This is a genomic window from Pedobacter sp. V48 (assembly GCF_000523515.1).
Taxonomy (GTDB): domain Bacteria; phylum Bacteroidota; class Bacteroidia; order Sphingobacteriales; family Sphingobacteriaceae; genus Pedobacter.
In genome coordinates, this window is record NZ_AWRU01000005.1 from 385,482 (window position 1) to 400,039 (window position 14,558).

9 protein-coding genes and 1 pseudogene are annotated in these 14,558 nt (G+C 43.4%); 7 read left to right on the plus strand and 3 right to left on the minus strand.

Translation table 11 applies throughout. The features are described from left to right. Window positions 1-26: 26 nt before the first annotated feature. Window positions 27-875, plus strand: coding sequence for a prephenate dehydrogenase (locus N824_RS05060; protein ID WP_048904034.1), 849 nt, complete (start codon window positions 27-29; stop codon window positions 873-875). Between the two features lie 112 nt (window positions 876-987). Here N824_RS05060 and N824_RS05065 read toward each other — a convergent pair whose 3' ends face one another. From N824_RS05065 to N824_RS05075, 3 genes are all read right to left on the minus strand, one after another. Further along, window positions 988-1,302, minus strand: a complete 315-nt coding sequence (locus tag N824_RS05065) for a hypothetical protein (RefSeq protein ID WP_152541985.1) — start codon at window positions 1,300-1,302, stop codon at window positions 988-990. 65 nt (window positions 1,303-1,367) lie between these two features. Next, entirely contained in the window at window positions 1,368-1,655 is a 288-nt protein-coding gene (locus tag N824_RS05070; protein ID WP_048904036.1) for a hypothetical protein, read from the minus strand. 1 nt (window position 1,656) lies between these two features. Next, window positions 1,657-2,115: a hypothetical protein gene (locus N824_RS05075; RefSeq protein ID WP_048904037.1), complete on the minus strand. Its 459-nt coding sequence runs from the start codon at window positions 2,113-2,115 to the stop codon at window positions 1,657-1,659. Window positions 2,116-2,527: 412 nt separating this feature from the next. On the opposite strand from N824_RS05075, the gene N824_RS05080 reads away from it, so the two are divergent. The 6 genes and pseudogenes from N824_RS05080 (at window position 2,528) to N824_RS05110 (ending at window position 14,552) form a co-directional block, all read left to right on the plus strand. Beyond that, on the plus strand, window positions 2,528-3,100 hold the full coding sequence (locus tag N824_RS05080) for an RNA polymerase sigma factor (RefSeq protein ID WP_048904038.1): 573 nt from the start codon (window positions 2,528-2,530) through the stop codon (window positions 3,098-3,100). A gap of 80 nt (window positions 3,101-3,180) precedes the next feature. Beyond that, complete coding sequence (locus tag N824_RS05085) at window positions 3,181-4,311, plus strand: FecR family protein (protein WP_052334056.1); 1,131 nt, start codon at window positions 3,181-3,183, stop codon at window positions 4,309-4,311. A 300-nt stretch (window positions 4,312-4,611) separates the two neighbouring features. Beyond that, window positions 4,612-8,025, plus strand: coding sequence for a TonB-dependent receptor (locus N824_RS05090; protein WP_161662265.1), 3,414 nt, complete (start codon window positions 4,612-4,614; stop codon window positions 8,023-8,025). Between the two features lie 17 nt (window positions 8,026-8,042). Further along, window positions 8,043-9,560 carry a RagB/SusD family nutrient uptake outer membrane protein gene (locus N824_RS05095; RefSeq protein WP_084498192.1) on the plus strand — a complete coding sequence of 506 codons (1,518 nt, stop codon included), beginning with the start codon at window positions 8,043-8,045 and terminating at the stop codon, window positions 9,558-9,560. Continuing rightward, window positions 9,547-11,154: pseudogene (locus N824_RS05100) on the plus strand (family 16 glycosylhydrolase). The gene N824_RS05095 and the pseudogene N824_RS05100 overlap by 14 nt, the downstream one beginning before the upstream one ends. Before the next feature lie 533 nt (window positions 11,155-11,687). Beyond that, window positions 11,688-14,552, plus strand: coding sequence for a lantibiotic dehydratase (locus N824_RS05110; protein ID WP_048904042.1), 2,865 nt, complete (start codon window positions 11,688-11,690; stop codon window positions 14,550-14,552). Window positions 14,553-14,558: the final 6 nt, after the last annotated feature.

Sequence of the window (14,558 nt, forward strand, 5' to 3'; positions counted from 1 at the left end):
ACAATAAAAAGAAAATACCTAAACAGATGAAAATAGCAGTTGTAGGTCTTGGACTTATCGGCGGTTCCATGGCCATGGTGTTAAAGCACAGAGGCTTCGCTTCAAAAGTGATAGGAGTGGATAATCAGCAGGCACATACACAGAAGGCACTGGAGCTTGGAATTGTGGATGAAGTAGCTGACCTGGACAGCGCAATAGCAAACAGTGACCTGATTATACTTAGTGCTCCGGTAAGCGTTTGTGCAGTATTATTACCTCATATATTAGATCAGGTAAAACATCAGGTTGTACTGGATACCGGTTCCACTAAAACCTCTCTTCTGGAGGCAGTAAAGGGGCATGCTAACAGGGGAAGGTATATCGCCACGCACCCCATGTGGGGAACAGAATTCAGCGGACCGGAAGCGGCAACATTGGATGCGTTCGACGGCCGGGCCAATGTGATCTGTAATGCAGGGGAAAGTGATAAGGATGCTCTTGAAACAGTAGAACGCTTGTATAAATTACTTGGCATGTACAATGTATACATGGGCGGGAAGGATCATGACGTACATGTGGCCTATGTCAGCCATATTTCCCATATTACTTCCTTTGCCTTGGCCAATACCGTGCTGGAAAAAGAGAAAGAAGAAAATGCCATATTTGAACTGGCCAGTGCGGGTTTCGAAAGTACAGTAAGGCTGGCAAAAAGTAGCCCTGCAATGTGGATGCCCATATTTAAACAAAACAAGGAAAACGTATTGGATGTGTTAAATGAGCACATTACCCAGCTCAGGAAATTCAAGTCCTGCATTGAAAAGGAGAACTGGGCTTATCTTACCGAGCTGATGGAACATGCCAATAAAATCAAAGATGTCCTGGACCGGAAACAATAATACATGGGCGCTGTCTGAATAAACCATTTTAATATCTTTTTTAAGATGACATCGCCCGGCTGCAAAGGCCGTTACAGCAGCCTGGCTCATTTCCGGCCTGAAGACAATTGCGCTAGATGTTTCTTAAGCTAGGTGCGGAGGAGAAATCCAGTATCATTACTTTGCTGCAACTCATTCTATTGAAGTTGGGCTGGTAGCGGATATACCCATATTCATCCAGGGCCCGGATGGCATTACGCCAGGTTGCACTGCTGGATACTTTTGCCTGCGGCATGAGCTGCTTGCTTTTTATCCCGATGAACACAGGTTTATTGCCTAAAACCCATTGCTGGTAAAGCGCCATGTAAACGGCAATATGTGTGGCCCTGATCCGTGGATCGTGTTCAATTTTTTCCATGAATTGTTTTAAAATAGCTGTTGCTTCCATTCTTTCTTGGATATTTTGATTTGCTGACGCCAGCGTTGGCGTCAGCAGTTTGGAATTCTTGTTTGCTAAGACATGGTGGGACCGGACTTTTTTACCCTCGGTCTGGGTGTCTTGTTTTCCAGGGATGTTGCCTGAGAATCTATTTGTTCTTTCCCCTGTTGCTGGTTGAGGTACAGTTTATTCTGGTTCATATCGTATACATCAACACTTTTAAATCGGGGATTGGCGGCCAGAAAATGCTGCTGCAATTGACCATCCTGGGCGCTACTGTACAGTTGGATTACACATAGTAGGAGTATTACCCCGTATTTCTTTAAGTTCAGGGGTTTGTGTGGTTTGGGTATTGTTTTCATATCATTTTTTCTTGTTCATGGAATGGATTTCTGTCGCCCGGTACTTAACTGTACAGGGTGCAGAAATGGCGGCCATCACGCTGCCCTCTTTTCCTGTTTTTTTGTGAATGCGCTTGGCACGGATCACCTTTCTGAGTTTTTCTGTTAAGCTAGTTTCCATGGATCCTGCTCCCTTCCGGTGGATCTGTGATTTAAGTCCGGCAATCAGGCTTTCGATCCTGTCAAAAGTTTCCTCGCTGTTTTGAGTTGGGGTAATTGGTTGATCAGGGATGATTTGACTAGTCGGCAGTTGTTGCTCACCTGTAGCAGGCTCAGATGGTTGGAAAGGGATGTTTTTTTTGCCGCTGAGCAGCACCCTGAACGCTTGCGGATAAAACCGGATGGCTATCCAGGTATAGTAAACAAGTGTCAGAATAAGGAGTCCGCTAAGGTACTGTGTCCAGGTAACGAGGTTTAACATGTCTATGATTTTTAGTTTCTGTTTTTCGTCCCTGCTGCAAGATCATTGGTCTTGCAACGGGCTGATGAAACAAAGGCGGGCAGGCTAGAGAAGTACTAGGGATACATAAGAAAAGCCGTATCCCTGTATCTGTTGATATTCAAGTCTATAAATTACCCGTCATTTATTACCTAGGCATTACAGGGAACTTGTTGCCGCAATCAAGCGATAAAGGGCTGACGCTGGTTTTGAAAGAGGGGACACAGCTAATATTTCAACAAGTATATGGGGTATAAATCTTAGGGTTATTTTGTTGACTTCCGATGGCTAGCTGAAGAAATGAGAGACAAAACCATCTGGTTTTTGATATATTTCATTTAGTTCTATATAATTGCCTGAATATTTCAATAACTTTATAGGCAGGGACCAATTCATGACTGATTATAGCGAATTTAATGATTCTGAGCTAGCTAACCTGCTGAAGGAAGGAAATCAGTATGCTTATACCGAAATATTTGAGAGATATAAAGGCTTGCTTTACAAACATGCATTTCGTTTGCTCAATGATCAGGAAGAGGCTAATGACATCATTCAGGATCTTTTTTTGACCCTTTGGCAAAAGAAGGCTGAACTTAGTTTCAGAACTTCATTGTCTTCGTATCTCTACAGCGCAGTGCGCAATAGGATATTTGACCTGATCAGCCATCAGAAAGTAGCTTCTAAATATCTGAATTCCATCAAAGTTTTTGTCGAGCAGGGCGATTACATTACCGATGAGCAGGTTCGTGGAAATGAACTGTCCAGGATTATCGAAAAGGAAATTGCTGCTCTTCCCCCAAAGATGAGAAAAGTCTTCGAATTGAGCCGTCAGGGGGAACTGTCTTATAAAGAGATTGGCAGACAACTGAATATTTCTGATAAAACAGTAAAGCAGCAAGCCTATAATGCAGTAAAAATTCTCAAGCTAAAGATCAATTCTTACCTCTCACTTTTCCCTTTTTTATAATTTTTTTATTTTTCTTCTAATACCTTTCAGGTGGTTCCCCGTCTTAAGGTTATAAAGGGGTAAACAGCCTCTTGCTGATTATGGAAGAAAAGCAAATCACCGAGCTGTTGGAAAAATATAAGAACGGATTACTGGATGACCGGGAAAAGGCAATACTCGAAAGCTGGTATCTTCAGCAGGCGGACAACAGTCCGCATGAGATCAGCGATGATGACCTGAACCATAACTTGGAGTATATCGCCGCCGGCCTTCCTTTAAAATACCAAAAGCCTGAATATCAATTGTGGAAACGCGTGGGTTCCGCCGCTGCAATTCTTCTGATGGCAGGACTGGGCTATTATTTTTTCCGCCCTGAGCAGTTAACTATAACTACTCCTGTAGTTAAAATGCAGGATGTGTCTCCAGGTGCGAACAAGGCTGTTCTCACACTGGGCAATGGGAAAAAGATCAGCATTACAGATGCCAAGGATGGAGAACTGGCCAGTCAGGCTGGTATCAGCATTAAAAAGACAGCAGACGGACAATTGGTTTACAGTGTAGATGATGTGGATAATGCGGGTAAAAACCCTGTATTCAATACCATTGAAACGCCAAGAGGTGGGCAGTACCAGATCGTATTGCCTGATGGCACAAAGGTTTGGCTCAATGCAGCTTCGAGCCTCAAATTTCCGGCGAGCTTTTCAGGTTTGGCCAGCAGAAAGGTGGAGCTGAACGGCGAGGCCTATCTTGAAGTAGCCAAGGATAAAACGCATCCATTTATTGTAAAAACACCACAGCAAGAGGTTGAAGTATTGGGAACTCATTTCAACGTGAATACATACAGCGATGAAGATGCGATAAAAACGACCTTGCTGGAAGGAGCTGTTCTAGTGCACCTGGAAGGACAAAAAGACATCAGGCTTGTGCCAGGACAACAGTCCGCCATTCGCAAAGCCAGTCCTGCAACGGTAAGCGTAGTGGATGTGAATGAGGCCATTGCCTGGAAGAAAGGCAATTTTGAATTTAACAATGAAAATGTATATCAGATCATGCGGAAGGTTGCCAGATGGTATGATGTACAGGTAATTTATGAAGGAGAGATCCCGCTCAGTACGATGGAAGGTACCATGTCCCGGTTCCAGAATGTCTCGAAAATATTGGATATCATGCAAAGTACCGGCCTGGTCAAGTTTAGAATTGAAGGCCGGAAAATATACGTCAGTAAAATATAGGACTTAGGCCAGGCAAGGCATATTTCCGCTAATAACCTAACCATTAACCAAATAAAACATGAAAAGAAAACTACGACATCCGCATTAACCAAATGCAGAAGGGCCCCCGTAAAAACAAAACGTGAAAGTGTTAGAGCACTTCCACGCCAATTGTCAGGGTCACCCTTATCCGGATTTTCATCCTGGAAAAATTGATTAGAATCTAGTGTTAAACCCAAACAGAACAAAAGTATGAATTTAAATGCTTTTCACAAGATGGCAAGGCCCATGCCTGGCCTGCTGTCGAAAATTTTATTCGTTATGCGAATCACCACGTTTTTATTATTTGTAATGCTCATGCAGGTCAGTGCTTCTGGCCGTGCCCAGAGAATTACATTGTCGGAAAAAAATGCTTCTTTGAAAAAGGTGATCGAAAAGATCCGCCAGCAAAGCAATTATGATTTTTTCTATATCAAGGATAACCTGAAGTCGGCAAAACCCGTCGACATTCAATTGAATGGCGTCTCGGTTGAAGAAGCGCTTAAGGCCATATTTGTAGGTCAGCCCCTAGGATATGAACTGAAAGACCGGGTAGTGGTGATCAAAATGAAACCAAGAGCCCTGATCTCCGCATTGGCACCTGTATTTAAATCCGTGGATGTGGGCGGCAGAATTACCGATCAGATTGGTGTAGTCATTCCGGGAGTGAGCGTAAAGATCAAGAATACCCAGAGGGGTACGGTTACCGATGCGGATGGTAGGTTTCAGTTAAGTCTGGTCAAAGGAGATGTTCTGGTGATGAGCTATGTAGGTTTTCAGACAAAGGAGCTTGTTTACGATGGACAATCGACCATTGAGGTGATCATGGAACAAACCAATAACGCACTTGGAGAAGTTGTGGTGATTGGTTATGGTGCCGTAAAACAAAGAAATTTGACCGGCGCGATTGTGCAGGTTAAGGGAAAGGACCTCAATTCAAGTGTGGCCTCTAGTTTCCAGCAAACGCTGCAGGGGAAGGCTTCAGGAGTTCAGGTCATTCAATCGACCGGGCAGCCAGGGGCAGGTGTTAAAGTACAGATCAGGAGTAATCCTTCTTTTGCCGATGCAGGTGTTTTATATGTGATCGACGGTGTGACGGTAAATGATGCAGCCGGACAGCCTGCTTTGGGAGGAACTGTAGGCGGATCAAGATATGCGTCTGGGGGAGTGGATAAATCTCCGCTTAACTTTATCAATCCAAATGATATCGAGTCCATACAATTCTTAAAGGACGCGAGCGCGGCCTCTATTTATGGCGCCAGGGCCGGTGCGGGGGTAGTCCTGATCACCACCAAAAGAGGTGCAGAAGGCAAATCCACGATTGAATATACCGGCTCTTACGGAAGCCAGCGCGCTGATAAAATGTACCCTGTTTTCGGTGCAAAGGATTATATGATCCAGCGCAACCTGCTTCGCGAGGAAAGATGGTACAGAGACAATAAAATCGCACCTTATTACGGCACCGTTGATGCCGGTTCGGTAGATCCCTATGTACCTGTGTTTACCCAAACCCAGATCAATGGGGCTGAAGCGGCTAACCAGGCGGCCACCGATGCGATCACTCGCAACGGATATACCCAGCAACATAACCTTTCACTTTCGGGCGGTAATGGCAAAACCTCTTATTTTGCTTCAGGTAATTACTTTGACCAAAAAGGTGTGATTATCGGAACAGATTACAAAAGATACAATGGAAGGTTAAATATAGACCAGATCGTCTCTGATAAGATCAAAATTGGTGCAAGTATTATTGCTTCGAACTCTGATGCCAATAATACCATTACCGGTGGAGCCAATGAAAATGGGGGCATTGTGACCGCTGCAATTTATTGGGCGCCATCAGTGGCACTTAGAAGTCCTGATGGAGGTTATCCATTAAGCCCATATTATCCGACTATTCCCAATCCCTTGTCTTATGCAACAGTAACCGATAAAACAAAAGCAAATCGCTTACTGAGCACGGCCTACGGGGAATGGACCATTCTGGAGGGGTTAAAAGCGAAGGCTAATTTCAGCTTTGATCAATCAGTCTCTAAAAGATCGTCCTATTTCCCCAAAACCTTTTTGTTTGGAAGCCAGGCCAATGGTTCGGCAAGTATTTCTGAATCAGATACGCAATCCAAATTATTTGAATATACTTTGTCCTATAACAAGAACCTTTCAGAGAAACACAACCTGAACGCAGTTGCGGGTTATACTTACCAGCGATCCGATTGGGAAGGATTCAATGCAGGGAACCAGAATTTCCTTTCTGATGTGGCCCTGTACTATTCATTGGGTTCGGGACAGTCAGACAAACCAACGGTGGGATCCAGTAAAAGCCAGATTACCTGGGCATCGTATTTTGCCAGGGCAATTTATACGTATAATGGCAATATTACCCTTCAGGCCTCCATCAGACGTGACGGATCTTCCTTATTTGCTGAAAATAAAAAATGGGGATATTTTCCTTCCGTTTCGGCCGGTTGGGTATTGTCTGATGAGGCTTTTGTCAAGTCCATCAAACCGATTTCTTTCCTTAAGCTTAGGGTGGGTTACGGAGAAACAGGTAACAGTGCTTTTGAGGGGGCTGCCTTTGCACAATACGGAACCTCGCAAAGTGCTTACTTTGGATCAAACACAGTCAGCGCTGGTCTGGTGCTTTCGCGTGCGGCGAACCCCAATCTCACCTGGGAGACTGCCGGGGAATTTAATATCGGATTGGATTATGGCTTGTTCAATGACAGGATTTCGGGCTCTTTTGATTATTTTAACAAAACCATCAGGAACCTGATTTCATTTATTCCTTATCCTTCAGGTTTTATCATCGAGGGCGTTTACGGTAATGCCGGTAAAACAAGGTCAAGGGGATATGATATAGGTCTGCAGATCAAAAATATCGTATCCTCATCTGGAGATGGATTTACCTGGTCAACGAACCTCACGTTCTCTCATTACCTGAATTATTGGGTGAAACGCTCAGATCAGGCCTTAAAGGTTCTTGAAAAATATGAGCCTGTATCTGGTAAAGGTGCACTGTTTCTGCCTTTCAAGGGATATCAGTCTGCCGGTCTGTTTACCGGACATTTTGGTAGTGCCCCTTCGCAAATGCCTGGGATGCTTCCCGGGGGCGTGATCATCAGGGATATTCACGGTTACGATGCTTCAAGTAACCTGGTAGGTCCGGACGGGAAAATTACTGCTGCGGATTTGCAGTACATTGGAAACAGGGATCCGGAATTTAATTTTGGAATAGGGAACAGGTTCAGTTACAAGAGTTTTGACCTGAACATATTTATGTCGGGTATCAAACAAAAGAAATGGTCACCCTATCTAAACGGCAGAGCTACGGAAAAAACAACCGATTCTTTCGGTTTTAATGCCATGCCTGTTTCGGCTACCCGCTGGAGCTTCCAGAATCCTTCAGGGAATTTTCCGACTTCATTATATGATGCAACCTATAGCGGATACCAGGATGCGTCGGATTACTGGCTGGTAAATGCTACCTTTTTGCGCTGCAGGAACATCACACTTGGTTATTCACTCCCTGAGCGATTAATGGCAAAACAGCATGTGTTCTCTAAGATCAGGCTCTCTTTTGATGTTCAGAATCCTTTTACCATTACCAATTATCCCGGACTTGATCCGGAGCTGAATACAGATAATTTTTATCCGTTGGTAAAAAGCTATGTTTTTGGTATCAATGCGTCATTTTAATCATTAAAGAAAAAGTCATGAAAATTTATCAATATAAAAAACTACCGAAATTATTGCTTGCTGTCTGTGCTTTCAGCTGCGTCCTTTTTTTTGGAGCTTGCGAAAAAGGGCTTGATTATGTGAGTTATGGAGATTTGTCTACCATAGTTAAAACACCGGAAGGTGCTGGTGCGGCGACCAGCGCGGCCTATACCGGCATGGCTGGCGGGAGCGACTGGCAGGGCGGCTGGACGGCAGGAACTTATGCCTGGCGCACGCAGGCAATGATGTCAACAGATGAGGGCGTTTGTGCATGGGGCGGTAACTGGGCAAATCTTCGTAATTTGAACTATAATCCGGATTTCGATTGGATCACACACAATTACGGTCGCTACCTACCTTATATTTCAAGAATAACCATTACCATAGATGACATCCAGACCCTGTCGATGGATGAAACCCTAAAGAAGCGTTATGTGGGAGAATTGAAAGCACTGCGGGCACATTATGCACAACTGCTTTATTTCGCCTATGGCCCGGTTACTATTGTAACCGATCCTAAGGTTGCGGCTGACCCGAATGCTCCTTTTGTTCCCAGACCATCCAGCAGTGAGGTGGTTGTGCAGATTGAAAAGGATTATTCGGATGCGGCGGCCGTATTACCGGACAAATTTACGGGAAGTGACTATGGACGTTTTTCAAAAGCTGCAGTGTTAACTGGCTTGATGAAATTATACATGCATGAGAAAAACTGGCCGAAAGCAGTATCAACAGGTATGCAGATCAAAACGATGGGTTATTCACTGCAGGCGAATTACGAGGATATTTTTAGTATTGCCAATAAAGGAGGGGCCTCAACAGAGATCATCTTAGCAATTGTGTGTACCCCAACGGGCGGAGACCAATATACCAATATGTGGCTTGMRSANGCRYYGYSAGCTGATTATAAAGATCCTTCCGGGATTAACCTGACAGCCTGGGGTGGTTATAAAATGCCCTGGAAAAGCTACGATAAATTCGATCAGACAGATAAAAGACTTAAAGTGCTGCTGAGTAAATATCCGATCGGAAAAGATGCGGCTGGTAATGTGATCTATAAAGATGCAAGAGCAGCTGGTGATCTTGGCGCAGTTCCCATGAAGTTTGCACCAGATCCTTCGAAGGCAAATGCACAGAATAGTGGTGTTGATTTTCCAGTTTACAGATACGCCGACGTGCTGTTGATGCTGGCTGAAAGTATTAATGAAGCCAATGGAGGGCCCAATGATGAAGCGTATAGTGATATCAATGCGGTTAGAAACAGAGCCGGATTGACTAACCTGACCTCTGGTTTGTCGAAGGCGCAATTCCTCAGTAAGATTCAGGACGAACGTTTGTTCGAGCTCTGGGCCGAAGGCTGGAGACGGGATGACCTGATCAGGTGGAACCTCTATATACAACGTGCGGCGGCCGATGGTTCTGCGACAGCAGAACCGTTCAGGGTATTGTATCCTTTGCCAAGGGCTGTAGTAAACCAGAGTAATGGAGTGATTAAACAGAATAGTGGATACAATTAAGCAAAGGATGAGGATTCTATTCTTTTTACTTTTTATCACTGCAGGGGCTGTTGCACAGACCCCTGCAGTTCCTTCAAATTTAAAAACCCTGGGAACCAGGAGCTGGATCCGCTTGGAATGGACAGATGGGGCTGCTGATCAGCTGGGTTTTAAGATTTATTGGTCTGAGCAAAACCGAAAACCGGCACTGCCAGGGGCAACGATAGGAGCCAACCTGCAGCGCTATTACATACAGGATGTGAAGGAAGAAACCCAGTMYKATSTNTRGCTGGAAGCTTACAATAAAACGGGTTCCAGTAAACCAGTTAATGCTAAAGTAACGACAACGAAACAATGGCGATTGGATAAGGATGAACTCCGGAACCTGGACATAGCCAGCTCCAGTGCTGTTCCTGACGGGATGGAGATTTTGTGGAATGATGAGTTCAATGATGATTTGTTGAATAGGAATAAGTGGTCAACAAACTATTATTCCAACATTGATTTTCTCAAAAAAGACAATCTATCGTTAATGCTTCAGGATAGTCTGCCTCAGCCTGGAATGAGTTTTGATGGCAGGAGCATTCATTTGTTTACCAATGACGTTGTGCCGGCTAAAAGTTTTTATCCGGCGAGCGGAAGGAAAATCTCTTCCATTCAGACATACGATTGGCGGAAAAATGAGAACTACCTGGACAACAGCAGAGGTGGTTATTTTGAGGTACGTGTGAAAAGGAGCAGCTCGGGTAAACCGCAAGGGGTAAATACAGCCTTTTGGTTTGATTCACCTGGCCCTGATCTGAAATATTATCTTCAGCAGGGGACCATATTGGATGGCATCTCAGGCATCAGACCTGCAGGGCAGGTTTTTGAAATTGATGTGTTTGAGAACCTAGATGCCCAATTTGTATTGCATGGACATGTAGATAAGCATGGGGCTTTTCAGCATAACCTCGCTACAGATATTGCCGAAGGCTTTACCCATGTTGACCAATGGGTAACACATGGTCTCCTATGGACGCCATCGAGCATTAAGCATTACATTAATGGTAAGCTGATTAAAGCTTACGACAATAAAAACCAGATTTATTCGCCCAACCATTTTATGAATGTCTTTTTGGGAAGTTATGGTGCAGGGGGATCAGTTGATATGGAAGTGGATTACATCCGGGGATACCAATGGCCTTTATTGAAAGGAAATGAATTGCCAAACCCAGGGTTTGATGCAAATAAGAATTTGTCGCCCTGGGAAGGAACAGGTGAATTGACTTCAGGTGTGAAGCGAAATGGAGATCATGCGCTGCTTTTAAAGCCGGGTCAGTACATAGAACAATATGTATACCTCAATCATAGTACAGCCTATCAGCTGGAGCTTTGGATGAAGGGAAAAAGCCATCTTGAGGCAACCGTACAAAACGTTACACAAGTGTCCGGAGCGCTTGATAAAGGCAGTAAGTTTGAAGTCAGTGGTGCCAATAACTTTAGTGTTAAAACATTAAAGTTTAAAACAGGATCGGAATACCTGAATCATATGAAGACTGTAAAAGTGAGGTTTCTAAATACAGGCACGTCAACGGTGATATTAGATGATGTTAAGGTCTCAAAGGTAAGGTAGTTCATCAGGCTGATCCGATCGAAAATTAATGGATCTCGGGCGGCGTTGAACCAATATTTACGGCTTTCAGGGAGTGTCTGGAAACAGACCTTCCTTTTCAAAATGGAGAGATCTCCGTGGAAATTAGCCTTCCCACATGTCACTGTATTTAAAAGCATACCAGCAAACTGTGAAACTGAGCAGGGCATTGATCCTAAAATTAGTATCTCCAAGTTCGTTCGTCTTCATAGCAGGCCTAGTGCAAAACAAAGCCCCGGGATTCAACTCGTCAATTTGAAATTTTCTGAGCAGTTGAACGATTTAATTCAAATAAATCGATTGTAAAACTGAGCTAATAGAAAAGAATATTATGACCTTGTTTTTGCCACGTTTTAATTATTATATCGATTGGTCCGAAATTTATATGAAGCGATTACTTGATAGGGATAAGGTTGTCTTTTTTGACTATTAATGTTTTTAAATATCTGTATTTCAGTATTTTGTGATTTTATTTTGATGATTTTATTCGACATCTTGGATGTATGATGTGTCAAATGAAATATTCTTTTTACCCTAAATTGCTGATCAGAACGCCCGCAAAGCCATTTTCTAATTTCAGTCCTAATAACCTTTCAAGGGTACTCCTGGACAAAGATTTTCAGCAGGCATTGTTCATGGCCAGTCCTGACTTGTACATCGCGTTGAAGAAACATGGGTTTGCCTATGAATTATTGGCTATTGAACATCGTCTGGCTGCATATAAATATTATAACAGGATGTCCTATAGGGCAACGCCATTTGGTGCATTTGCGTCTGTATCGCTGTTAAACTGGGAAGTGCACAACAAACCTATGCTGCGTGACACAGAGCAACTTTTGATCACTTTTCCTAATTTTGGAGGAGCAGATCCTATGGTTGCCTGGACTGAGGAAACACTCATCTATGTAAACCCATCCATTTATAAACTTGGAAGTCAATTCCGTTATTTGTTTCGTCAGTGCAGCTCTGGGGAGGAGAGATCCACCTTTAAGCTCATGAAGGTTTATAAATCAAGGCTACTTGCAAAACTATTAAAATTCCTTGAGCAACCAAGCAATTATAAGGCAGTGCTTAATTTCCTGACCGAAGACCTTCAACAGGAAGACGGTCCAGCTTTAATCACAACATTAGTCAAGGCGCAAGTGTTATATCATTCTGCATTACCACATATTACCGGAAGTTTTTTACAAACAGTTGATCCAAGTGCCAACAATCAGAAATCCTATTCAATTGCTTTTCATAAACAACAGGGGAGCCTTTCCGCCAGTCTTCATGATGACATCCTGGAAGGATTAGCGGTTCTCGATAGATTAGCGCTTGATCAGGAGGGTGCCTTGTCAGATTTTGCTAAAAAATTTATGAAAAAATTTGAAACTGCAGAGATCCCATTGCTATTGGCCTTAGATCCTCAATACGGAATAAGTTACCTGGGAACGGAGAAATCGGCCATGGAAGAAGGTAACTTAACACGCCCTTCAGATGATAAAAGTCAGGGAAATTTTAAAAAGAACTGGACTGCGGTAAGTGCGTTGCTTTTACAGAAGATGTCTGATGCTGATAAGAAGGGGGCTATCTCCCTTTCAGCAAATGACATTGAGCGATTGCCCATTCCCGACAGCGTAAAACACTTTCCTCCCTCATTATGGGTTATGTTCCGGCAAGCCGGGTCTTATGTGTTTATTGAAAATGCAGGAGGCAGTAGTGCCGTGAGCATCGCGGGCAGGTTTTCTCATCATCAGCAAATTCAGGATGAGCTTAGAACGATCACTGCAATGGAACAAGCAAAAAATGCTGAGGTCGTGTTCGCAGAGATAGCCGCTATGGATGATTCCATTTCAGATAACATCAGCAGCAGGGCGCACCTCCGGGATTTTGAAATTCCGGTTCTGGTACATTCTGATTTACCAAAAGAGCAGATCATTTCATTGAATGACCTGCATATTAGCGTAGCGGCCGGGCAAGTGATCATGCGTTCTAAACGATTGAATAAAATTGTTATTCCAAGACTGGCGAGCGCATATAATTACAACCTTAGTAACCTGCCTTTGTTAAGGTTTCTTGGAGACTTACAATACCAACGCCTGAAGTTTGACTTTTCATTTGACCCTGAATTTTATTTGCCTGGTCTAAAGTATTATCCCCGGGTAATGTATAAAAATATCATTTTATCTGCGGCAAAATGGATATGGGATAAACAAGTGATAAGCAATTTTCAAGATTCGGCGCATGGTGTGGCTAACTTTTATAAGATGGCTTCTTCCACCCACCTGGTCAGATGGTTTGCCTTATCAAACTATGACCGTCAGTTGGTGTTTGACCTTAATTGTGAAGAATCGATCAGGTACTTTTTAAAAATCATAAAAAATCAATCACGGATTATCCTCAAGGAATTTTTTATGCCAGGGGATAGTTGCAAGATTTACGACGTTAAGGGGAATGTTTATCTCGGTCAGTATGTGGCCTTCCTGATCAACAAGGAACCTTGCTATCAGGAGCAGATTTTCAGACAGGTAGATGTAGTGAGAAATGTTAAATCCCTATTCTTGCCGGGTGAGGAGTGGTTATACTTTAAAATATACGCGCATCCAGAGACGGTAAACTGGTTTTTGGCGGACGATTCTTTATATAAGATTTTGCTGCGGTTTCGAAAAGCAGGACGAATCAATTGCTGGTTTTTTGTTCGTTATGCTGATCCTAATCACCACCTTCGGCTTAGGATGAAAGCGCCTGCCCATCATGCCGTCCAGATTATAGCTGAGATCAAACGCCTGGTCAAACCGCATCTAAAAAACGGCTTGGTTACTGATTTCACAATTGCAACTTATCAGCCTGAACTTAAACGCTATGGTTTATCGGGAATGGAAAATGTCGAGAAGATATTTGAACGGAGCAGTGAGGCTGTTGTCAATTTTTATAAAACTCAGAAGACACTTGACGAACAAATCTGTTTTGCGATCAGCTCTGTTGCTGAGATTCTGTCCGTGCTGTTTCCTGCCTTAAATGAAAGGCTTCAGTTTGCGAAGAATGGAGATCTGATAGCGCCAAAATCAGCGTCAAAACGGGTAAAGCTGGATAAGTATTATCGCCACCATAAACGTCAATTGGAGTGTGCGGCTAGCGAACCTGTAAGTTATTATGGCAATCTTATTGCTCAAACAATTCAAGAATTGGCTGAAAAGTGTAAAGCAGTAAAGGACATCCGGCAGCTCGTTTCAAAAGACCGTTACGATCAGTTGGTGTCGGATTTGATTCATATGCATTTAAATAGGTTGAACACGACGGGTTCATCTGAGTTTGAAACAAACCTATATTATTTCCTGACCAAATATTACCGCTCGCTAGCGGGTAGGGGAAAACAAAGTCTTGTCAATACGATTTAGGTTTAA